A 21844-nucleotide genomic window follows, 5' to 3' on the forward strand; every position below is an offset into this window, starting at 1 on the left:
CGAACGGAGAGGACTAGCCGTCGTCCCCAGCGGGCAGAGGTGCGGGCGCGGCACGTTCGACGACCGCCGCCGCGTCGGTCCCTCGGGGGAGCGTCCCGAACGTCGCGCACCCGCCCGGGCCGAGCCGGGAGGCGCAGAAGGCGTCCGCCGCCTCGGCCGGGGCGTACCGCACGAGCAGGGCGCCCTGGAACACGACGGCGATACGCTCCGCCAGCCGGCGGGCGGCGTACTCCGGTTCGGACAGGTCCGCGAGCGAGGTCAGCAGGTCGTCCACCGCGTGGTCCAGCCGCGGGTCCGCGCCGCGGGCGGGGGCGATCTCGCCCAGCCAGGCGGTCAGCGCGTCGGGTTCGCGGCTCAGCGCGCGGAGCACGTCGAGTGCCTGGACCGAGCCTGCGCCCTCCCAGATGGAGTTCAGCGGCGACTCCCGGAACAGCATCGGCATGCCGGACTCCTCGACGTAGCCGTTGCCGCCGAGGCACTCCAGCGCCTCCGCGGCCACTGCCGGGGCCCGCTTGCACACGTAGTACTTCGCCGCCGGCAGGGCGATCCGCAGCAGCGCCCGCTCGCCCGGGTCGGTCGCGGCAGCGTCGGTCGCCGCCGCCAGCCGCATCGCCAGCGTGGTCGCGGCCTCCTGTTCCAGTGCCAGGTCGGCGAGCACGTTCGCCATCGCGGGCTGGTCGGCGAGGGAGCGGCCGAACGCCCACCGGTGCGTGGCGTGCCAGATCGCCTCGCCGACGGCCCGGCGCATCAGGGCGGCCGAGCCGAGTACGCAGTCCAGCCGGGTGGCGTTCACCATCGCAAGGATCGTCGCCACACCGCGCCCCTCCGGACCCAGCCGGGTGGCCAGGGCGCCCTCGAACTCCACCTCCGCGGAGGCGTTGGACCGGTTGCCGAGCTTGTCCTTCAGCCGTACCAGCCGGACGGCGTTGCGGGTGCCGTCGGGCAGCACCCGTGGCAGTACGAAGCAGGTGAGCCCGCCCGGCGCCTGGGCGAGGACGAGGAACACGTCGCTCATCGGCGCCGAACAGAACCACTTGTGCCCGGTCAGGACGTACTCACCGTCCGCACCACCGGGGTCCGCCCTGGTGGTGTTGGAACGTACGTCGGAACCGCCCTGCTTCTCCGTCATCGCCATGCCGGCCAGCGCGCCCCGCTTGCCGGCGACCGGCCGCAGGCCCGGGTCGTACGCGGTGGAGGACAGCTTCGGCGTCCACGCGGCCGACAGCGAATCCTCGGCGCGCAGGGCCGGCACGGCGGCGTACGTCATCGACACGGGGCAGCCGTGGCCGGCCTCGGCCTGGCTCCACAGGTAGAAGCCGGCGGCCCGGGCCAGGTGGGGCGTGGCCTCGCCACTGGTCCAGGCCGCCCCGTGCAGCCCCCATCCGACCGCCCGGCCGAGGAGGTGGTGCCAGGACGGGTGGAACTCCACCTCGTCGGCGCGTTCTCCGTAGCGGTCGTGGGTGACCAGGCGCGGCGCGTGCCGATGGGCGTCGAACGCCCACTCCCGCGCCTGCTCCGACCCGGCCAGCGCGCCGATCTCGGCGAGCCGCCCTCCGGCGGCGGCGAGGCCGGGCCGGCCCCAGCGGGTGAGCGCCTCGCCGAGCGCGCGGTCGGCGGCGAGCGCATCGTGTGGCGCCAGCGGCGGCGGCTGGTTGGACACCGCGTGGGTGGCGAACCGGCCAGTTGGGTTCATGTCGTTACGGTATGCCTCATGAGGGCCGGACCCGTGGGGGCGCGAAGCGTGGTGAGGATCCGCCGCCGGGTCCGGCGGACGCTCCTGTGGCGGCTTGTCCATGGAACGGTCGCGACCTGCCTGCGCTACCGCGTCACCGGCCTGGCGGCGGAGGGCGCGTTCTTCGCCATCCTGTCCCTTCCGCCCCTGGTCTTCGGGCTCGCCGGTTCCGTCGGGTATGTCGTGGGCGGATTCGGCCCGGAGGCCATCGGCGACGTCAAGGGCCAACTGGTCGACATCGCCCGCGGCGCGCTCACCGAGGACAGCGTTCAGCGGGTGATCGTTCCCACGCTGGACGCCGTCCTGGACCGCGGTCGCGCCGACGTCATCTCCATTGGTTTCGTGCTCGCCCTGTGGTCGGGCTCACGGGCGCTGAACGTCCTCATCGACACGATCACGATCATGTACGGCTTCGGCGGCCGCCGCGGCATCGTCCGGACCAGGGTGCTGTCGTTCTCGATGTACGTCGTGGCCCTGGCCATCGGCATCGTGGTCATCCCGCTGGTGCTGGCGGGCCCCACCCTGGTCGACTCGATCCTCCCGGCGCGGCTGGAGTTCCTGGTCTCGTTGTACTGGCCGGTCGTGGTGGTGGCCTCCACCGGGTTCCTCGCCACGCTCTACCACCTGGCACTGCCGGAGCGGACCCCGTGGCGGCACGACTTCGGCGGCGCCGCCGTGGCCATGGTGATGTGGCTTGCCGGTGGCTGGGTGTTGCGAACCACCCTCACCCGGACCATCGGCGGCACCTCGATCTACGGTCCGCTGGCCGCACCGATCGTGGTGCTGCTGTGGCTGTACGTCGTGGTGATCTCGCTGCTGGTCGGTGCGGCGTTCAACGCGACCCTGCACGCGCACCTGGAACGCCGTACCGAGGCCCGCCGCCGGGTGGCGGACGGGGCGGAGGCTCCGCGAGAGGTGTCGCCGCGCCCGGCCGAGGTGCTGCCCGGTGTGACGGTCGGGGAGCACCCGCTGGAGGCCCGCAGCACCGACGACGTCACCGACGACGTGCCCGATCAGCCGAGGGCGAAGTAGCGCAGCCAGACGTAGGGCCAGGCCAGCGTCACCGTCACCACGGTGACGATCGCGCCGTACTTCGTGAACTCCCAGAAGCTGATGCGTTCACCGTTGCGGGCGGCGATGCTGAGGACCACGACGTTGGCGCTGGCCGCGACCGCGGTCGCGTTGCCGCCGAGGTCGGCGCCGAGCGCGAACGCCCACCACAAAGCCTTCCCCTGCTCGGGGTTCGGCGCCGCGTCCACCACGCCCTGAACGATCGGCACCATCGTCGCGACGTACGGGATGTTGTCCACGAACGCGCCGAGGACCGCCGAGCCGAACAGCAGCGCGGTCGCCGCGAGGAGGTACTCACCGCCGACCGCCGAGATCGCCGCCTCGCCCAGTCGTTCGATCACGCCGGTGCGCACCAGCCCGCCGACGAGCACGAACAGACCCATGAAGAACACCAGCGTGGACCACTCCACCTCCTCCAGGAACTGCTGGGAGGACGTTCCGGAGACCAGCACCATCACCCCGGCGCCGAGGAGCGCGACGATGGAGGGTTCGAGGTGGAACACGGAGTGCAGCGCGAACGCCACCACCACCGCGAACAGCACGACGAGGCACCGGACGAGCATCTTCGGGTCGGTGATCGCCTCCCGTTCGTCGAGGTCCATCAGGTCCTCGGTGTGCTGCGGCGTACGGCGGAGGGTGTCCCTGAACAGCCACCGGCACATCAGGAGGAACACCCCGACCAGCACCACCACGATCGGTGCGAGGTTGAACAGGAAGTCGTTGAACGACAGGCCGGCGCGGGTGCCGATGATGATGTTCGGCGGGTCACCGATGAGGGTGGCGGTGCCGCCGATGTTGGAGGTCAGCGCCTCCGCTATGAGGTACGGCGCGATGGGGAGGCCGAGCCGCCGGCAGACCAGCACCGTGACCGGAGCGATCAGCAGCACCGTGGTCACGTTGTCCAGGAACGGCGACAGCACGGCGGTGATCAGGACGAGCATGACCATCAGCCGGTACGGCCGCCCGCGCGCCCGCTTGGCCGCCCAGATCGCGAGGTACTGGAACAGCCCGGTCTGTTTGAGGATGCTGACGATGATCATCATCCCGAGCAGCAGGAAGATGACGTTCCACTCCACGCCGGTCTCCTCGGCGAAGAACGCGGAGTGGGCGTCGACGATGCCGGCCAGCGCCATCAGGCCGGCGCCGGCCAGCGCCGCCGTGACCCGGTGCACCTTCTCGGTGGCGATGAACACGTAGGCGAGGACGAAGATGCCCACGGCCAGTACTGCGGTCAGGGTCATGAGATGTCCGTCCTGGTTCGCGGGCGGATCCGGCGCACGAGGCGCCCGGACGTCGAGGGCGGGCGGGAGTCGGCTGCCGAGATGGCTGGAGAGTCGGCGGCCGAGGTGGCCGGCGAGTTGCCTGCCGGGTCGGCAGCCGAGGTGGGAGCCGAGGTGGCAGCCGGTGGTGGGTCGTCGCCGTGTTCGCCGAACCACCGGGCCAGGCGGCCGGCCCTGGCCACGGCACGCAACCGGCGTTCGGTCTGCCGGCGCGCGCTCTCCGTGGTGACCACCAGCAGCTGGTCCCCGGCGCGGACGACGGTGTGGCCGGTGGGCACGAACGCCCGGCCGGTGCGGACGACGAGGCTGACCGCGGCGCCGGCCGGCAGCCGGAGTTCGTCCACGTAGACGCCGACGAGACGGGACCCCTCTGGTACGCCGACCTGGAGCAGTTCGGCGCCCGCCTCCTCCAGCGGGGCCGACTCCACGGTCAGGTCCAGCGCCTGCCCGGCGGCGGCGATCCCCAGCCGGCGGGCGAGGAACGGCAGCGTGGGGCCCTGGATCAGGGTGAAGACGACCACCAGGACGAACACCACGTCGAAGACCGTGCTGGCCGCGGGCAGGCCCGCACTCAGCGGGATGGTGGCCACCACGATCGGCACCGCGCCCCGCAGCCCGGCCCAGGACATGAACACCTGTTCACGCCACGGCACCCGGAACCCGGTCGTGCAGACGAGCACGGTCAACGGCCGGGCCAGCAGCAGCAGCGCGCCGCCGACGACGAGTGCGGGCACCAGGGCGGCGGCCAGCCGCCCCGGGCTGACCAGCAGCCCGAGCAGGACGAACAACCCGATCTGGGCCAGCCAGGCGGTGCCTTCGGCGAACCCGAGAGTGGCCCGCCGGTGTGGCAGTGGTGCGTTGCCGAGCCACAACCCGGTGACGTACGCCGCGAGCAGCCCGCTGGCGTTGATCATCCCGGCGCCGGCGTAGGCGAACAGCGCCATGGCGAGGGTCGCGATCGGATACAGCCCGGCGGCCGGCAGCGCGCTTCGGGACAGCACCCACTGGGCGACCCGGCCGACGACCAGGCCGACCAGGACACCGACGGCCAGCTGGTAACCCACCTGGCCGAGAGCGGTGACCGGGTTCGCCTGCGTCCAGGCGTCGGAGACCACCAGCGTCACCAGGATGACCACCGGCGGGTCGTTGAACCCGGACTCGGCCTCCAGGGTCGCTCCGAGCCGGCCCGCCAGCGGCAGCCTGCGGAGTACGGAGAACACCGCGGCCGCGTCGGTGGAGCCGACCGCGGCGGCGAGCAGGATCGACGTACGCCAGTCGAAGTTCAGGGCCGCGTGGGCGACGAACGCGGTGACGGCCACGCTGATCGCCACGCCCAGGGTGGCCAGCAGCGCGCTGACCCCGACGACCGGGCGGATCACCGACCAGCGGGTGGTGAGCCCGCCTTCGGCGAGGATCACCGCGAGCGCGATCAGGCCGAGGTTCTGGGTGAGCTGGGCGTCCTCGAACTCCAGGCCGAGGCCGGCCTCGCCGATCACCAGCCCGATCGCGAGGTAGACCAGCAGGGTGGGCAGGCCCGCCCTCGCCGACAGCCGGACGGCGGCTGTCGCGGCGAGCAGAACGATCATGGCGCCCGCGAGGACGACGTTGAGCTCAGCGGCGCTCACGGCGACCTCCGCGAGAGTCGCGGCGGTCTGGACGTAGGAGGCGGAGTCGGTGGAGTCGGCAGGCTCGGGAGTCTCGGCTGTCCCGGGAGTCTCGGCTGTCCCGGGAGTCTCGGGAGGCGTCGATGTGGGAGTGCGGACGGTCGGACGGACAGACAGGCGGACGGACGGACGTGGGTGGCGACGGTGGCGACGGCGGGGTCACGGCGCGGTGGTCGTGGCGGGAGACCACGAACGTGCAGGTGTCGGCGCGTGGCCTGCTGGCAGGCCGGCCGAGGTGCGCAACCACGCCGTGCACCGCGTACGAGCGGTTCACGGGTCGGACCTCCGGATGGTTCGCACGCGCCGGGGCGTGCGGGGAACTCAGGCGGACGGAGTCGGCTCGTCAGGCCTGTGGAGGTGCGCGGCTCGCGTGGTGGTCGGTGTGTGCGGCGTGTACCTGCCGGGTCGCCCCGGGCGGGGGTGCGGAAGCGACGGTGGCGCCGAGCGTGGGTGCCTGGTCGGGGAGGGTGGAGTTGAGTCCGTGGACCCAGGAGACCAGGGGTGCGCCGGCGACCACGGCGGCATCGGGTCGCTCGCCTCGTTCGGGGACCGGCGCCACGGACGCGACGGTGTGCTCACCAGCGGTGTCCGTGGGGGAGGCGGTCGCAGGGGTGACGGCGTGGATGCCGGCTGCGGCGGAGGAGGGGACCGGTGGAGAGCCCGGAAGCTGTGGGCCGCTCAGCAGGTTGCCGGCCAGCACGGCAAGCACGCTCAGGAGGAGCAGGGCCGACGGTGCCGCGGGAACCCGCCGTCGCCGGTGACGGGCCGGTCGAGCAGCGGTGGCCGCGGTGACCAACGCAGCGGTGGCGGAGGAACGCATGGTGCGGCACCTCCTCCGCTCGCTTTACCGTCCCTTTACCTTACGGGTCGTGGCAAGCGAGGGCGGGAGGCCAGTCGAGCGGCCCCGGTCAGGAGGCTGAGGCGCTGTACTGCTTCGGCGACGGCCGGGCGGGAGGAGCCCGTGCCGGGCAATCGATGCCGGACAACCGGTCCGGACAAGCGAAAGGCCCCGCCGGAGCGGGGCCCAACTGCGCATACGGGGTGGGCGATACTGGGATTGAACCAGTGACCTCTACCGTGTCAAGGTAGCGCTCTCCCACTGAGCTAATCGCCCGCATGTGCGAGGAGTTTGGAGGTGGAGACGGGATTTGAACCCGTGTACACGGCTTTGCAGGCCGTTGCCTCGCCTCTCGGCCACTCCACCAACGGCGCGCCGCCCTGCCGACCTGGATGAAAACCCAAGCCACCAGGCCCGCTCCGAGCGGACGACGGGATTCGAACCCGCGACCCTCACCTTGGCAAGGTGATGCGCTACCAGCTGCGCTACGTCCGCGTGTGCCCCGAGCTGTTTCCTCGACGCGCAGAGAACATTATCGGATCCCTCGCCAGGCTCAAACCGGGGGTGTCCCTATCCGTCCCAAACCGGTGCAGGCGGTCAGATCCGCGAAGTCCCGGCGCAGGCGTTCAGCCTGGTCACCGGAGGTGAATCGGGGCAGTCCGTCGGCCCCGACCCGGCCCGGAGTCCAGCGAGCTTCCCGCACCGACCGCCCCGTCATGGTCAGGGTGAGGACGCCCGTCGTCGACTCCCGTCGGCTGTTCCGGGAGTACCACACGAAGTTGCCCAGGCCGTACGCCACGAACGTGTCGTCCAGCGTCCCCGCACCCAGCTGGACGTGCGCGTGGCTGCCCACCACGACGTCGGCTCCGGCGCCGGCGAGCATCCGGGCGAGGTCGCGCTGGCCGGACGTCGGACAGCCCACCCGCTCCTGGCCCCAGTGGAGGTAGACGACCACGATGTCCGCCGTACGCCGGGCAGCCCGCACGGCGGCCAGCAGCCGCGCCGGCCGGACAGCGACCGCGATCCCGGCGGTGTCCTCACCCGCCGCGAAGTGCCGGGTGGTGGGATCGGGAACCGCGTCCGCGCCGATCACCGCGACCGTCGTACCCCGGATCCTCGCCACGTGCGGCGCGAACGCCTGAGCCGCGTCGGCCCCGATGCCGACCACCGCCACCGGAGCGTGCGCGGCTGCGGCGAGGGTGTCCCGCAGCCCAACCGGTCCGTAGTCGACAGCGTGGTTGTTGGCCATGGTCACCACGTCGATCCCCGCGGCGGCCACCGCGTCGAACGCGCTCGGCGGCGCCCGGAACCGGTAGCGCTTGTCCTCCGGCGCGCCACGGGTCGTGACGGCCGTCTCGAGGTTCGCGACCGTGAGGTCGGCGGCGGACAGCTCCGGGCGCAGGGGAGCGAGCGCGGTGCCCGGGTCCGCCAGCCGCGACCTGAGCTGGTTCTGGAAGTGGATGTCGCCGGCGAACGCCAGCGTGATCGGCTCCGGCGCGGGAGGCGTGACCCGGGGCGCCGGGGTCCCCCCGCGCGGCGTGGCGGTCGGGGTCCGGTCCGCCGCGGGGTTCTCCGTCGAAGCGGGGGAGGTCGCCGGGTCTGCGGCCCGCGTGGCGCCGCCGGCCGGTTGACTCGGGTCCGCGCCGGGCGGTGCGGAACAGCCCGCACCGAGCGCGAGCGCCCCCACGGCGACGTACGACACGAACAGCTTCGTCCGGGCAGACGCGATCCGCCCGAACCCCCCATGGCCGGCCATGCTTGGAGGGTAGGTATCCGAAGGTGCCCGTCGGGGGTCCTAGGCTGGCCATGTTGGCCTACGGCGGCGCAGGTCAGGCCGAAAGTCGCAGAAAGGGATGCGTGCGCAGAATGAGAGTTTGGGTCGACGGCCGGCTTGTCGAGGATCCGTACGCGCCCGCGCTGGCGCCCCTCGACCACGGCGTCACTGTCGGCGACGGCGTGTTCGAGACGCTCAAGGTCGTCGACGGCCGTCCGTTCGCGCTGACCAGGCATCTGGACCGGCTGGCCCGCTCCGCGCACGGCCTCGGGCTCACCGGGCTCGACCTGGCCGCCGTCCGCCGCGGCGTCTCCGCCGTCCTGGAAGCGTGGGACCGGCCCGGCGGCAGGCTGCGCATCACCGTCACCGGCGGCCCCGCACCGCTCGGGTCCGAACGCGGTGACCAGGGGCTGACCGTGATGGTGGCGATCGCCGAGCTGTCCGCACGACCCGACTCCACCGCGCTGGTCACCGTCCCGTGGCCGCGCAACGAGCGGGGCGCCCTCGCCGGGCTGAAGACCACGTCGTACGCGGAGAACGTCGTCGCCCTCGCCCACGCCCGTCAACACGGCGCGACCGAGGCGTTGTTCGCCAACACCGTCGGCAACGTGTGCGAGGGGACGGGCTCGAACGTGTTCGTCGTGCTCGGCGGTGAGGTCTACACCCCGCCGCTGTCGGCGGGCTGCCTGGCAGGAGTGACCCGCGCGCTGGTGCTGGAGTGGTGCGGAGGGTACGAGAAGGACCTGCCGGCGAGCGCGCTGGAGGAGGCCGAGGAACTCTTCCTCACCTCGACGACCCGCGACGTGCAGGCGGTGAACTCACTGGACGGGCGGAAGCTGCCCGCTCCCGGTCCGGTGACCGCACGGGTCATGGAGGAGTTCGCACGAGCGGCGGCCGATCGGATCGACCCCTGATCCGATCCGGCCGTACGCATCGTCGGATCGACCCCTGATCCGTGCCGAGGCGACCGTAGGCAATGTCGGATCGACCCCGGGCCACCCAGGAGGTGGGCCGGGGTCGATCCGCACGTAGCCTGGCTAGACCGCCGGGCCGGAGCTGCGGCGTAGTTCCTCGACCAGCAGGTCGAGGTCGACGTGCCCGCTCTCCTCACCCGGAGGGATGATCGAGTACGTGCTCTGCAGGAAGGTCGCGAGACCGTCCGCCGGAGCATGGAGCACCGCCTCCCCGTCGGGGGAGCGAAGCTCGATGAGCACGATGGCGCGCCCGGTCTCGTCCACGAGGGGCGAGACGTGCACGTCACCGTCACCGGTGGGCCGGAACAGACCTTCGGACAGGAGTTCCCTGGCGAAGACCCAACGGACTCCGCGGGGTTCGCCAGTGTGAAACACCGCGTCGACGGCATACGGGTCGGCGGCGTCATATCGGAGCTCTGCGGTCAGCCGCAGCGCGGCTCCCGTTCCGTCGATGAGGCGGAGCGGCAGCGCGTGGGTGACCGAAGCGGGTAGTGCATCCATCGGGGGGCGGGGGCCTTTCCGTGGGTGGTGCGGGACCGGCGGTAGGGCCATAGCGCGAGAGTCTGCTACTCCAAAGTCCCTTGCATCAAACCGGGGAGGCTGGTGCGTCCCGGTCTGGTCGAATTCGCCCCGGCAAACTTCTCAGCATGCGAGACGAGATCGCTGTTTTCCCTTCACCAGAAGGGGGTCGGACCTCAAGGTAGGCTCTGCGGCTATACCACTGGCAGCGGGGGCATTGTGTCTCCGGGCCCCGCGCTCAAACCATAACGGACGAAGCGCGGAGAACCACGCAGGAGGATTCGTGAACGCCTACCGACACACCGACCACGACGAGGGCGTGGCCGATGGCCGGCAGGCCGTCGCGCCCCCGCGACCGGACCGGCGCACCGTGGACGACAGCGACGCCAACGCATCCGAAAGCGACACGCCGCCCCGGTCGGACGTTCGGGGATCAGCCGACCACGGCGACCACGAGCAGGACAAGCACAGCGACGACCACGACGACGAGGACCACAAGAAGAAGCACCGGCCCTGGCGCCGGATCCAGTGGCACCACCGCGCGCGCCGCCGTATCCGCCGCCACCCCACGCTCAACGCCACCTGGCGCGGCGCGGTCTTCGTGGTCGGCGTGCTGCTCATCGTTGCCGGACTCGTCATGTTCATCGCACCCGGTCCCGGTTGGCTGACGGTCATCCTCGGGCTCGCCGTGCTGGCCACGGAGTTCGCGTGGGCGCACCGAACTCTGGAGTGGTCGAAGGACAAGGCGCGCGCGGCGGGCGAGAAGGCGATGGACCCGAGGGCCCGCCGGCGCAACCTCCTGATCGGGGCCGTCGTGGTGGTGCTCGTCGCCGCCACCGCGGCCGCGTGGGTGGTGACCCAGGGGTTGCCCGGCCCGGCGATGTCCACCTGGGAGTGGGTCCGGTCGTTGCGGTAGATGGCGATGCGCTAGGGTTTCTGTCGCCCCGTTCGGGGTGTGCAGAGGGGCGATTAGCTCAGCGGGAGAGCGCTTCGTTCACACCGAAGAGGTCACTGGTTCGATCCCAGTATCGCCCACTCACAGCCATGCAGGGTCGGCCCCGGTTCTCAACCGGGGCTTTACCTTTTGTGCTGCGAATCAGTGCAGCGAAGTTGCCCGTCAGGGGGCAAGGTGAGGCGGCTTCGGGACTCCAGACGACGGGTCTGCGTCAGCGGTCCGCGTCAGACCGAGGCGACCACGACGTCCAGCCGCCAGGGCCGCCCGTGTTCGGGGCGCTCGGCTTCGACCTGGTAGCCCAGCCCTCGCAACACGTCGACCAGGTCGTTCGGGCGGCGCGGGTTGTCCTCGCCGTTCAGCAGGTCACGGACCAGCCGGCCCTTGGTGGCCTTGTTGAAGTGGCTGACGACGGTACGGCTGGAGGCGTCACCCGGCCGGGTCTCCTGCAGCACCCGCACCGTCGCGGTGCGGCCGGCGAGTTCGCCGGTGGGCGTCCAGACGGTGGCGTACGCCGAGGAGCGCAGGTCCAGCACCAGCCCGCGCCCGGCCGCGCCGGCGATCGCGGTCGGCATGCTCTCCCGCCAGAACGCGCCCAGCGGGCCGACGCCGGGCAACCGGACGGTCATCGAGCAGCGGTACGGCGGGATGCGGTCGCGCAACCGGACCGCGCCCCACAGGCCGGAGCAGATCAGAAGGAAGCGCTGCGCCCGGCGCCGTTGCGCGGGCCCGAGCGAGGCCAGGTCGAGGGCGTCGTACAGCACTCCGGTGTACAGCCTGGCCGCCGGCAGCGTCGGCGCGTCCCGAAGTCGCGCGTCGCGTTCGACCTCGCCGCGCTGGCTCGCGGACAGCCCGAGCACGGCCATCGCCTCGTCGGTCCGGTCCGCGTCACCACACAGGTCGACGAGCGCGTCGAGGACCTTGGTGCGGGCGGGGGTGAGTTCGGGCAGCGACAGCGAATCCAGGTCCACCGGGCGGCCTCTGCCCGCGGCGGCCTTGCCCTCCGAGGGTGGCAACAGGATGAGCACGAACGGGAGAGTACGGGACGGGAACCGCCGGGGATGGCAGAGCCGGGACGCATGCTGCCGGGATGGCGGAACGCCACGAAGGTGAAGGTTCAGCTACGTTGGGTGGACCGGCACCGGTCCGGCCGCCGGTGTGGTGACTTGTGTCTTCGAAGGGACGGACTCGTGGGGCACACGATCGGCATCGACCTGGGCACCACCTACTCCGCCGCCGCGCGGGTGAACGAGCTCGGCAAGCCCGAGATCGTGGTCAACCGGGACGGCGAGCGCCTCACGCCGTCGGTCGTCCTCTTCCAGGACGAGCTGCCGATCGTGGGCACGATGGCGAAGCGCTCCGCGGTGACCGCGCCGCTGGACGTGGTGCAGTTCGTGAAGCGGTCGATGGGCGACCCGAGCTGGAAGTTCGAGACCAGCGGCGGGACGACGTACCGCCCGGAGGAGATCTCCGCGATCATCCTTCGTCGCATCAAGGACGACGTCGAGCTCGCTCTCGGTTCGCCGGTGACCGACGCGGTGGTGACCGTGCCCGCCTACTTCGACGACGCGCCGCGGCGGGCGACCATCGACGCCGGCCGGATCGCCGGGCTGAACGTCGCCCGGGTCCTCAACGAGCCGACCGCGGCGGCGCTCGCCTACGGCGTCGAGCACGAGGTCGAGGGCACCGTGCTCGTCTACGACCTCGGCGGCGGCACGTTCGACGTGACCGTGATGCGGGTGGGCGGCGGCGACTTCGACGTACTCGCCACACAGGGCGACCGCAACCTCGGCGGCTTCGACTTCGACAACCTCCTGATGCGCCTGCTGGACGAACGCTTCCAGGCCGCCGGTGGGCCGAGCCTGCTCGACGGCGCGGAGGCCGAGGCGGATCTGCGGGAGAAGGCCGAGATCGCCAAGCGCAGCCTCACCACGGTCGAGCAGACCCGGGTGGTGCTGTCCGGCGGCGGGGTGTCGAAGGTCGTGCCGCTCACCCGGGCGGAGTTCGAGGACGCCACCTCCAGCCTGATCAGCCGCACCCGCGACATCGCCGAGATCGTGGTCGGCGACGCCGGCCTGGACTGGTCCGGTGTCGACCACGTGCTGCTCGCGGGCGGGTCGACCCGGATGCCGATGGTGCGCTCGATGATCGAGAAGGTCTCCGGCCGTGAGCCCATCCGTTCGGTCAACCCCGACGAGGTGGTCGCGCTGGGCGCCGCGATCCAGGCGCACCTGGTCGACCTCGACGCTGCCGACGCCGCCCGCGGCGGGACGAACGGGAGCGCGACCGGCACCGGCGACGGCGCGAGCGCGGAGCAGCTGCCGGTGCTGGCCTCGGCGGTGACCCGCCCCCGCATCCGGGACGTCACCTCGCAGGGGCTGGGCGCGCTGGCCGTGCGCCGCGGCGCAGCCTCACCCGAGGACGTCGAGAACGTCGTCATCATCCCGGCCAACACCAAGATCCCCGCCAAGCGCGGCCAGGTGTTCGAGACCATCGAGGACAACCAGACCCGGCTCAAGGTCGAGGTGACACAGGGCGACGACGACGACCCCGACTACGTACGCGCGATCGGTGAGCAGACGTTCGACATCCCGCCCTACCCGGCGGGTGCGCCGTTCGAGGTGGTCTACGCGTACGACATCGACCAGACCGTCTTCATCGAGGTGCACGACAAGACGTCGGGGGAGCGGATCGGCACCTTCGAGGTGAACAACGTCGCGACGATGGCCGAGGGCGAGGTCGCGTCGGCCACCGACCGGATGCGGCTGCTGGACATCAGCTGAGTCCGCGACCGAAGCCGACTGAACCCACCTGAACCCGACTGAACCCGACTGAGGCCGCTGAAGCCATGCCCGTCGACTACTACGAGATCCTCGAGGTCGCGCCCGGGGCGAGCACCGAGCAGATCCGGGCGGCGATCACCGCTCAGCGCCGGGTCTGGGTACGCCGTCAGTCCAGTCCCGATCCTGAGCGCCGGGCGTACGCCGAGCAGCGGGTCCGTGACGTCGACGCGGCGGAGAAGGCGCTGCTGGACCCGGCGGCGCGTTCGGCGTACGACGAGAAACTCGCCCGGACCCGGCAGGCCGCCGCGACGGCAGGCAGCGGCGCCGCGGCCGGCGGCCAGGGAAACGGGCCCAACGGCGGCGGCCTACGCGACCGGGTGCCGGCACCCGCTCCCGCGCCGGGTGGATCGAGGGGGCCCGGCACCCCCGGCGGGGCCGGCTCCGGCGGCCCGGGCACCTCCGGTCACCGCCGCGACCCCGACCTGCACGACCACCTGCGGCGGGGCGACCGTTACCTCGAGCAGGGCCGCTGGCGCCTCGCCCAGGCCGAGTACGACTACGTCCGCGAACGCGAGCCCGGCAATCTCCGCGCGCTCACCGGCCTCGGCGCAGCCCAGGTCGGTTCCGGTCGGGTGAAGGAAGGGCTGGCGGTCCTGCAACGCGCGGTCGAGGCCAACCCCGACGCGGAGGACGTCAAGGTCGCGCTGGCGACGGCGCTGTACGAGGTGGCCGTCACCAGCGTGGACCACTGGGGCGACGGCCGGGGAACTGACCGGCCGGTGATCACCTCCCGGCGGCAGTACACGCTGGTCCGCCGGCACCTGCGCCGGATCCGCAAGCTCGACCTGACCGACTGGAACGTGAGGATGTACGCCGAGGAGCTGAAGGACTTGCTCGCAGAGGCGCGCGCCCCGGTGTGGGTTCGCAGCCGCTCGCTGCGGCTGTACCTCGTCCCGCTGGCCGGCGCGATCCTGTTCGTCGCCCTGGCCCACGTGGAGAGCCTGCGCGTGGTGGGCGCGTGCTGGATCGTGCTGATCGTCGCGTTGTACGTCGTCCGCCATCGGCAGCCGGCCTGGAAGCAGCACCGGCGCGGATACGGCCGCGGCCGTGGCGGCGGCCGCGGTCCCACCCACGGCGGGACCTTCCGGAAGGGGATCTAGGCATGTCGGAACGAACCTCGCAGCGGGCCGAACACCCGTCCGAACCACCGTTCGAGCAGGCGAGCGAGCAAGCGGGCGAGCAGCCGTTCCAGCAGCCCGGCGGCCGGCCGGTCGGGTCGGCGGAAGTGGCCGAACTGGCGCAGGAGGTGGCCGCGCTGCGCGACCTGTTCCAGCGCCGCCTGCTGGAGGACCAGGCCCGGCAGCGGATGTACGACGAGCTGTACCGCCAGCTGGAGTTCGCCCGGCAGGGGCTCGTCGACCAGTTCGTGGCACCGCTGGCCCGGGAGATCCTGCTGGTCGTGGACCGGATCGACGCGCTCACCGGCCAGAGGGGCGGGGGCGGGGCCGGACCACAGTCCGGAGAGAAGTCCGGAGCGGACGACGACGCCGGGAACCTCGGATCGGTGCGGGAGGAGCTGCTGGAGATCCTGCACCGGCGCGGCCTGCGCGAGGTCGACGCGTGGGGGCAGGACTTCGACCCGCGGGTACACGAGGCGGTGGCCCGGGTGCCGGTCGAGGCGGCCGACCAGGTGGGCCGGGTGGTGGAGGTACGCCGGCCCGGCTACGCGCTGGCCGACCGGCTGCTGCGTCCGGCCCAGGTCGGGGTCGGCTACCGGCCGGCAGGACAGCGGTCCTGACGGCGCGTGCGGCGGCTCCGGTGCGGCGGGGGTCACCGCATAGGATCGGCGGGTAGTCCACTCAGTCCACTCGCTGTCCCCGTACCCCCGGAGGAGCCCGAAGTGTCCGAGATCACCGTCACCGTCGTCCGTTCCGGCGAGCGCGCCGAGGCCGAGGTGACGACGGGCACGACGGCCGGTGAGGCGATCGGCGTCGAGCCCGGTGACCGCGCAGTCGTGGCGGCCCGTGTCAACGGCGAGCTGCGCGACCTCGCCTGGCCGCTGTCGGCCGGTGACGAGGTGGAGCCGGTGGCGATCGACAGCGCCGACGGCCGGGCGATCCTGCGCCACTCCACCGCGCACGTGCTGGCCCAGGCGGTGCAGGAGCTCTACCCCGAGGCGAAGCTCGGTATCGGCCCGCCGGTGGAGAACGGCTTCTACTACGACTTCGACGTGGCCGAGCCGTTCCACCCCGACGACTTCAAGCGCATCGAGAAGCGCATGCAGGAGATCGTCAAGGAGGGCCAGACGTTCTCCCGCCGGGTCGTCGGCGACGACGATGCCCGCGCCGAGCTGGCCGACGAGCCGTACAAGCTGGAGCTGATCGGCCTCAAGGGCGGTGCCGGCGCGGCCGCGGAGGGCGCCGGAGTCGAGGTCGGCGGCGGCGAGCTGACCATCTACGACAACCTGCGCCGCGACGGTGAGCTCGCGTGGAAGGACCTCTGCCGCGGGCCGCACCTGCCCACCACCCGAAACATCCCGGCGTTCAAGCTGATGCGGGTGGCCGCGGCGTACTGGCGGGGCAGTGAGAAGAACCCACAGCTGCAGCGCATCTATGGCACCGCCTGGGAGTCGCGCGACGCACTCAAGGCCTACCTCCAGCGGCTGGAGGAGGCCGAGCGGCGCGACCACCGCAAGCTCGGACGGGAGCTGGACCTGTTCTCCTTCCCCGACGAGCTCGGCTCGGGGCTCGCGGTGTTCCACCCCAAGGGCGGTGTCGTCAAGCGCGAGATGGAGGACTACGTCCGCCGGCGCCACCTGGAGGAGGGCTTCCAGTACGTCGGGACGCCGCACATCACCAAGGGCGGACTGTTCGAGACGTCCGGGCACCTGCCGTACTACGCCGACACGATGTTCCCGCCCATGGAGGTCGAGGGCGCGAACTACTACGTCAAGGCGATGAACTGCCCGATGCACAACCTGATCTACCGCTCGCGGGGCCGCTCCTACCGTGAGCTGCCGCTGCGGTTCTTCGAGTTCGGCGCGGTCTACCGGTTCGAGAAGTCCGGTGTCGTGCACGGGCTCACTCGGGTGCGCGGCATGACCCAGGACGACTCGCACTCCTACGTCGCCCCCGAGCAGGCCGCCGACGAGATCAAGCACCTGCTCGGGTTCGTGCTCGGGCTGCTCAAGGACTTCGGTCTGGACGACTTCTACCTCGAGCTGTCCACCCGCGACGACTCCGACAAGTTCATCGGCAGCGACGAGCAGTGGGCCGAGGCCACCAAGATCCTCGAGGACACCGCCAAGGAGACCGGCCTGGAGCTGGTGCCCGACCCGGGCGGTGCGGCGTTCTACGGCCCGAAGATCTCCGTGCAGACCCGGGACGCGATCGGGCGGACCTGGCAGATGTCGACCATCCAGTACGACTTCAACCAGCCGGCCGGGTTCGGGCTGGAGTACCAGGCGGCTGACGGCTCGCGGCAGCAGCCGGTGATGATCCACTCGGCGAAGTTCGGCTCGATCGAGCGGTTCCTAGGCGTGCTGGTCGAGCACTACGCCGGTGCGTTCCCTCCCTGGCTGGCGCCGGTCCAGGTGGTCGGGATCCCGATCACCGACGAGCACGTCCCCTACCTGCAGGACGTGGCCGCCAAGCTCACCGGGCACGGCGTCCGGGTGGAGATCGACACCTCCGACGACCGGATGCAGAAGAAGATCCGCAACGCTCAGAAGCAGAAGGTGCCGTACATGCTGCTGGCCGGCGACGACGACGTCGCCAAGGGCGCGGTGTCGTTCCGGTACCGCTCCGGTGAGCAGAAGAACGGCGTACCGGTCGACGAGGCGGTCGCGGAGATCCTGGACGCCGTACGCCGCCGCGTACAGGTCTAGGTCCGGCCGGCGGCTCGGCGAATGATCGCGGTCGTCGGGCACACCAGCGTCGAGACGACGGTGCCCGACGGCCTGCTGGCCGACGCCGACGCGTTCGGCGAGCACGTGCTGTCGACCTCGGTGTCCGGCGTCGGTGTCCGGCGTCGGTGTCAACGTGGCGTTGGCGCTGCACGCGGTGGGCCATGATGTGCGCTTCGCCTCGGCCGTCGGTCGCGGGGGTGGCCCGGACGGTGCACCTGCCCGCCGTAGGCACTCGTGAGGTGGTGAGCACGGTCGGCGCCGGCGACGCGTTGTTCGCCGCCTTCCTGGACGGCTGGACCCGCGGCCTGGAACCGCGGGCCGCGCTTCGCCGGGCGGCGTACCTCGCCTCCTGGAAGGTCGGCGCGGCCGGGGGAGCGGCGGGGTTCCTCGACCGCGCCGGCCTGGACGCGCTGGCCGCCGCTCGGTCCTGACCGGCCCCGATCAGCCCCCGATCGGCACTGATCGACACAAGTGCGGCGGCCCGGCAGGATGGTCGGGTCGGGCCCTCGCTGGTGTCAGGAGACTGCGGATGTACGACTACGACCTGCTCGTCATCGGATCCGGGCCCGGCGGCCAGAAGGCCGCGATCGCGGGCGCCAAGCTCGGCCGCCGCACGGCGGTGGTGGAGAAGCGGCACATGATCGGCGGGGTCTGCATCAACACCGGCACCATCCCGTCCAAGACGCTGCGGGAGGCGATCCTCTACCTCACCGGGCTCAACCAGCGGGAGCTGTACGGTTCGGCGTACCGGCTGAAGGACGACATCACCGTCGCCGACCTGTCCGCCCGCACCCAGCACGTCATCGGCCGCGAGATCGACGTCATCCGCAGCCAGCTCGCCCGCAACCGCGTGCAGATGCTGTTCGGCGTGGGCAGGTTCGCCGACGACCACACCGTCGCGGTCACCGGACCCGACGGCAGCGTGCGCACCGTCACCGCCGACCGGATCGTGATCGCGGTCGGCACCCGCCCCGCCCGGCCGTCCTCGGTGGCCTTCGACGGCCGCAGCATCGTCGACTCCGACCAGCTCCTGGAGATGGACCAGATCCCGTCGTCGATGGTGGTGGTCGGCGCCGGGGTGATCGGCATCGAGTACGCCTCGATGTTCGCCGCGCTCGGCACCAAGGTCACCGTGGTCGAACGCCGCGACCGGATGCTGGACTTCTGCGACCTGGAGATCGTCGAGGCACTGAAGTACCAGCTGCGCGACCTCGCGGTGACGTTCCGCTTCAACGAGACGGTGGCGCGGGTCGACCACCACGACGGCGCGACCCTGACCGTGCTGGAAAGCGGCAAGCGGATCCCCGCCGACACGGTGATGTACTCCGCCGGCCGGCAGGGTGTCACCGAGGCGCTCGAGGTCGGCAACGCCGGGCTGGAGGCCGACGCCCGCGGCCGGATCGCGGTCGACGAGCACTACCGCACCGCCGTACCCCACATCTACGCCGTCGGCGACGTGATCGGCTTCCCCGCGCTGGCGGCCACCTCGATGGAGCAGGGCAGGCGGGCCGCCTACCACGCCCTGGAGGAACCCGTCGGGACCGAACTGGGCGAGCTGCAGCCGATCGGCATCTACACGATCCCCGAGATCAGCTACGTCGGCCGTACCGAGGACGAGCTGACCGAGGCGAACGTGCCGTTCGAGGTTGGCGTCTCCCGGTACCGCGAGCTGGCCCGTGGCGCCATCCTGGGCGACAGCTACGGCATGCTCAAGCTGCTCGTGCACGCGGAAGAGCGGAAACTGCTCGGCGTCCACGTGTTCGGCACCGGTGCGACCGAGCTGGTGCACATCGGGCAGACGGTGATGGGGTGCGGTGCCTCCGTCGACTACCTCGTGGACGCGGTGTTCAACTACCCCACGCTGGCGGAGTCCTACAAGGTCGCCGCACTGGACGCGATGAACAAGATGCGGGCGGTGCAACGCTTCCTGACCTGACCCGGACGGGGTGGGTGCGGGGCGGGACGGGCGAGGCGCGCGTGGGGCGCACGCCGTCCGTAAGATCTGGTGGGTGGACGAGCCGGAGCACCAGCACCAGCCGGATCAGCCCGGCGAGCCCGAGCGGCCCGCCGATCCCGAGCCGCAGGAAGGCGTCGGCATCCCCGACGCGTTCGAACGGCTGTGGACGCCCCACCGGATGGCCTACATCCTCGGCGAGAACAAGCCGCGCGGCGACGGGCCCCGCGACGGATGTCCGTTCTGCGACATCCCGCACCGCTCCGACGAGGACGGGCTGGTGGTGACCCGCGGCAAGGTCGCCTTCGCGGTGCTCAACCTCTACCCCTACAACCCGGGCCACCTGATGGTCTGCCCGTACCGCCATGTCGCCGACTACACCGAGCTCACCGACGAGGAGACCGACGAGGTCGCCCTGCTCACCAAGCAGGCCATGCGCGCGGTGCGGGCGGCGTCGGGCGCGCAGGGCTTCAACGTCGGGCTGAACCAGGGCCCGGTCGCCGGCGCCGGCATCGCCGCCCACCTGCACCAGCACATCGTGCCGAGGTGGGCAGGCGACACCAACTTCATGCCGGTCGTCGGCCGGACCAAGGTGCTGCCGGTGTTGCTGCGCGAGACCCGGGCTCTGCTGGCGCAGGCCTGGCCGACCGACTGACTGACCCGACCACCTGATCCGTCCGAGCCGGTCGGCGGACCGGTCCGCTCAGGTACCCAGCTCGTGCCCGGTGGTGGCGTCCAGGTGGGCGGGCACCTCGTCGTGCCGGTCACCGACGGACGACGTGCCGGTGGGTTCGAACAGCATGATCGACGCGCCCTTCGGTGCGGACGGCTTGTGCTCGGTGCCCCGCGGCACGGTGAAGACCGACCCCGGGCGCAGGACCACGGTCCGTTCGCCGGCGGGCTCGCGTAGGGAGATGTGCAGTTCGCCGTCGACGACCAGGAAGAACTCGTCGGTGTCCTCGTGGACGTGCCACACGTGCTCACCCTCGGCCTTGGCGACCCGGACGTCGTAGTCGTTGACCCGGGTGACGACGCGCGGGCTCCACCGCGCGTCGAAGGATGCCAGCGCGTCGTTCAGCGCGATCGGATCTTTGCTCATGCACCTACTGTGCCTGCTTACGCGACGGGGACGCAGGTACTGGTTCGGCCGGGGCCGAGCCGAGGGCGGTGGCGCCCCACGTCGCTCGTGCCCCGGCCCGAACCGGTGAACCACCGGCGAACGAACCCCCGAGTGCTACAGCTGCGCCAGGAACGTGTAGATCGCGTCGCCGTTGCCCGGCAGGCCCTCGTGGCCGTAGTCCGGGTAGATCCGCAGGGACTTCTCGCTGGTGATCTTGTTGTACGCCGCGAACTGCGTGGACGGCGGGCAGACCTGGTCGCCGAGCCCCACGCCCATCAGGATCTCCGCCCGGATTCTCGGCGCGAGGTGCTGGACGTCGACGTACCCGAGGGTGGTGAAGACCTCGTCCTCGCGTTCGTGCAGCGGGTCGAAGCGGCGGAACCACTCCTGCAGTTCGGCGTAGGCGTGCTTGGCCAGGTCGAGGTCCCACACCCGCCGGTAGTCGGTCAGGAACGGGAACGTCGGGGCGGCCCGCCTGATCCGGGGCTCCAGTGCTGCACAGGCGAGGGTCAGCCCGCCACCCTGGCTTCCACCGGTGGCGCCGACGCGGTTCTCGTCCACGTCGTCCATGTCCATGACGATCCGGGCCAGCAGGGCGGTGTCGAGGTAGACGTGGCGGTAGTACAGCTTCTCGGGCGCCTGTGCCAGCCCGTCGTCCAGGCCGCGGACGATGTGGCCGCGCAGGGTCCAGCCGGTCACCCCGCCGACGTCCTCCGACAGCCCGCCCTGACCGCGGCAGTCCAGCGCGGCGACGGTGAACCCGAGTGCCACGTGGCCGAGCAGCTCCGACCAGTCGGCCGAGCGGCCGGAGTACCCGTGGAAGTGGACCACGCCGGGGTGCTGCCCGGAGGGGTTGCGGGGACGCAGCAGCTTGGCGTGCACCCGGGCGCCGCCGGTGCCCTGGAACCACAGGTGGAAGCACTCGGCGAACGACGTCTGGAAGTCGGCCGGCTCCAACTCGACCTTCGGGTCGAGGGTGTCCAGCTCGGCCAGCGCGGCGTCCCAATACTCGTCGAAGTCCGCGGGCCGGGGGTTGGTGCCGGTGTACGTCGCGAGCTTTTCCCTCGGCATGTCGAACGTCAGGGGCATGGACGGTCCTTCCTGAGGCGGTGGAGCTGGGATGAGGCCGGCGCGGGTCGTCACCCGGGGCACGTACGACGGCACCGCGCGCCACCCTGCGCCCGGCACCTCGGGTACGTGCCCTCGACCTGCCCAGCAGCGTAGTGACGCATCAGCCCACGCCGGGGCGCGCCTTCCTGCACTGGCCACGGCGGTC

At 71.6% G+C, this 21844-nt stretch carries 20 protein-coding genes and 4 tRNA genes; 12 read left to right on the top strand and 12 right to left on the bottom strand.

The features are described from left to right. Positions 1 to 13: 13 nt before the first annotated feature. On the bottom strand, positions 14 to 1693 hold the full coding sequence (locus BLU27_RS19765; RefSeq protein WP_092655159.1) for an acyl-CoA dehydrogenase family protein: 1680 nt from the start codon (positions 1691 to 1693) through the stop codon (positions 14 to 16). A gap of 18 nt (positions 1694 to 1711) precedes the next feature. On the opposite strand from BLU27_RS19765, the gene BLU27_RS19770 reads away from it, so the two are divergent. Beyond that, positions 1712 to 2764: a YihY/virulence factor BrkB family protein gene (locus tag BLU27_RS19770; RefSeq protein WP_172804998.1), complete on the top strand. Its 1053-nt coding sequence runs from the start codon at positions 1712 to 1714 to the stop codon at positions 2762 to 2764. Here the strand turns inward: BLU27_RS19770 and BLU27_RS19775 are convergent. From BLU27_RS19775 to BLU27_RS19805, 7 genes are all read right to left on the bottom strand, one after another. Then, on the bottom strand, positions 2746 to 4044 hold the full coding sequence (locus BLU27_RS19775; RefSeq protein ID WP_479683687.1) for an ArsB/NhaD family transporter: 1299 nt from the start codon (positions 4042 to 4044) through the stop codon (positions 2746 to 2748). The two genes, BLU27_RS19770 and BLU27_RS19775, sit on opposite strands and share 19 nt — an antisense overlap. Further along, positions 4041 to 5708 (bottom strand): potassium/proton antiporter, encoded by a 1668-nt coding sequence (locus tag BLU27_RS19780; protein ID WP_092655160.1) that lies wholly within the window; start codon positions 5706 to 5708, stop codon positions 4041 to 4043. The genes BLU27_RS19775 and BLU27_RS19780 overlap by 4 nt, the downstream gene beginning before the upstream one ends. Positions 5709 to 6090: 382 nt before the next feature. Then, positions 6091 to 6567 carry a hypothetical protein gene (locus BLU27_RS19785; RefSeq protein ID WP_092655161.1) on the bottom strand — a complete coding sequence of 159 codons (477 nt, stop codon included), beginning with the start codon at positions 6565 to 6567 and terminating at the stop codon, positions 6091 to 6093. A gap of 222 nt (positions 6568 to 6789) precedes the next feature. Then, a tRNA-Val gene (locus BLU27_RS19790) sits at positions 6790 to 6861 on the bottom strand. A 16-nt stretch (positions 6862 to 6877) separates the two neighbouring features. Continuing rightward, positions 6878 to 6951, bottom strand: a tRNA-Cys gene (locus tag BLU27_RS19795). 56 nt (positions 6952 to 7007) lie between these two features. After that, positions 7008 to 7080, bottom strand: a tRNA-Gly gene (locus BLU27_RS19800). 58 nt (positions 7081 to 7138) lie between these two features. Continuing rightward, positions 7139 to 8341: a CapA family protein gene (locus BLU27_RS19805; RefSeq protein ID WP_092655162.1), complete on the bottom strand. Its 1203-nt coding sequence runs from the start codon at positions 8339 to 8341 to the stop codon at positions 7139 to 7141. A gap of 110 nt (positions 8342 to 8451) precedes the next feature. Between BLU27_RS19805 and BLU27_RS19810 the strand changes: the two genes are divergently transcribed. Next, the gene (locus tag BLU27_RS19810) at positions 8452 to 9273 is read left to right on the top strand and encodes an aminotransferase class IV (RefSeq protein WP_092655163.1); all 822 of its coding nucleotides are present in this window, start codon (positions 8452 to 8454) and stop codon (positions 9271 to 9273) included. Between the two features lie 123 nt (positions 9274 to 9396). Here the strand turns inward: BLU27_RS19810 and BLU27_RS19815 are convergent, their stop codons facing one another. After that, positions 9397 to 9834, bottom strand: a complete 438-nt coding sequence (locus BLU27_RS19815) for an SsgA family sporulation/cell division regulator (protein WP_092655164.1) — start codon at positions 9832 to 9834, stop codon at positions 9397 to 9399. 301 nt (positions 9835 to 10135) lie between these two features. Here BLU27_RS19815 and BLU27_RS29240 point away from each other — a divergent pair, with 301 nt between their 5' ends. Beyond that, positions 10136 to 10768 carry a TIGR02611 family protein gene (locus tag BLU27_RS29240; protein WP_157728706.1) on the top strand — a complete coding sequence of 211 codons (633 nt, stop codon included), beginning with the start codon at positions 10136 to 10138 and terminating at the stop codon, positions 10766 to 10768. Positions 10769 to 10815: 47 nt separating this feature from the next. After that, a tRNA-Val gene (locus BLU27_RS19825) sits at positions 10816 to 10887 on the top strand. 144 nt (positions 10888 to 11031) lie between these two features. Here the strand turns inward: BLU27_RS19825 and yaaA are convergent. Next, positions 11032 to 11832: a peroxide stress protein YaaA gene (gene yaaA / locus BLU27_RS19830; protein ID WP_092655165.1), complete on the bottom strand. Its 801-nt coding sequence runs from the start codon at positions 11830 to 11832 to the stop codon at positions 11032 to 11034. 162 nt (positions 11833 to 11994) lie between these two features. Between yaaA and BLU27_RS19835 the strand changes: the two genes are divergently transcribed. The 8 genes from BLU27_RS19835 to BLU27_RS19865 all read left to right on the top strand — a co-directional run bounded on the left by BLU27_RS19835 (position 11995) and on the right by BLU27_RS19865 (position 20103). Continuing rightward, positions 11995 to 13587 (top strand): Hsp70 family protein, encoded by a 1593-nt coding sequence (locus tag BLU27_RS19835; RefSeq protein WP_092655166.1) that lies wholly within the window; start codon positions 11995 to 11997, stop codon positions 13585 to 13587. A gap of 65 nt (positions 13588 to 13652) precedes the next feature. Further along, the gene (locus BLU27_RS19840) at positions 13653 to 14747 is read left to right on the top strand and encodes a J domain-containing protein (RefSeq protein ID WP_092655167.1); all 1095 of its coding nucleotides are present in this window, start codon (positions 13653 to 13655) and stop codon (positions 14745 to 14747) included. Between the two features lie 2 nt (positions 14748 to 14749). Beyond that, positions 14750 to 15385 carry a nucleotide exchange factor GrpE gene (locus BLU27_RS19845; protein WP_092655168.1) on the top strand — a complete coding sequence of 212 codons (636 nt, stop codon included), beginning with the start codon at positions 14750 to 14752 and terminating at the stop codon, positions 15383 to 15385. A 102-nt stretch (positions 15386 to 15487) separates the two neighbouring features. Then, on the top strand, positions 15488 to 17473 hold the full coding sequence (gene thrS, locus BLU27_RS19850; RefSeq protein WP_092655169.1) for a threonine--tRNA ligase: 1986 nt from the start codon (positions 15488 to 15490) through the stop codon (positions 17471 to 17473). 21 nt (positions 17474 to 17494) lie between these two features. Then, positions 17495 to 17659, top strand: a complete 165-nt coding sequence (locus BLU27_RS29245; RefSeq protein ID WP_157728708.1) for a hypothetical protein — start codon at positions 17495 to 17497, stop codon at positions 17657 to 17659. Further along, on the top strand, positions 17659 to 17925 hold the full coding sequence (locus BLU27_RS19855) for a PfkB family carbohydrate kinase (protein WP_157728710.1): 267 nt from the start codon (positions 17659 to 17661) through the stop codon (positions 17923 to 17925). Before BLU27_RS29245 ends, BLU27_RS19855 begins: the two co-directional genes overlap by 1 nt. A gap of 98 nt (positions 17926 to 18023) precedes the next feature. Continuing rightward, positions 18024 to 19430: a Si-specific NAD(P)(+) transhydrogenase gene (gene sthA / locus BLU27_RS19860; RefSeq protein WP_092655171.1), complete on the top strand. Its 1407-nt coding sequence runs from the start codon at positions 18024 to 18026 to the stop codon at positions 19428 to 19430. Positions 19431 to 19590: 160 nt separating this feature from the next. Continuing rightward, positions 19591 to 20103: an HIT family protein gene (locus BLU27_RS19865; RefSeq protein WP_241828032.1), complete on the top strand. Its 513-nt coding sequence runs from the start codon at positions 19591 to 19593 to the stop codon at positions 20101 to 20103. Positions 20104 to 20151: 48 nt separating this feature from the next. On the opposite strand, the gene BLU27_RS19870 is transcribed toward BLU27_RS19865, so the two are convergent. Together BLU27_RS19870 and BLU27_RS19875 are read right to left on the bottom strand one after the other, a co-directional pair. Further along, positions 20152 to 20547 carry a cupin domain-containing protein gene (locus BLU27_RS19870; protein ID WP_092655173.1) on the bottom strand — a complete coding sequence of 132 codons (396 nt, stop codon included), beginning with the start codon at positions 20545 to 20547 and terminating at the stop codon, positions 20152 to 20154. A gap of 135 nt (positions 20548 to 20682) precedes the next feature. Next, positions 20683 to 21657 carry an alpha/beta fold hydrolase gene (locus tag BLU27_RS19875; RefSeq protein ID WP_092655174.1) on the bottom strand — a complete coding sequence of 325 codons (975 nt, stop codon included), beginning with the start codon at positions 21655 to 21657 and terminating at the stop codon, positions 20683 to 20685. Positions 21658 to 21844: the final 187 nt, after the last annotated feature.

The organism is Actinopolymorpha singaporensis (assembly GCF_900104745.1).
Lineage (GTDB): Bacteria > Actinomycetota > Actinomycetes > Propionibacteriales > Actinopolymorphaceae > Actinopolymorpha > Actinopolymorpha singaporensis.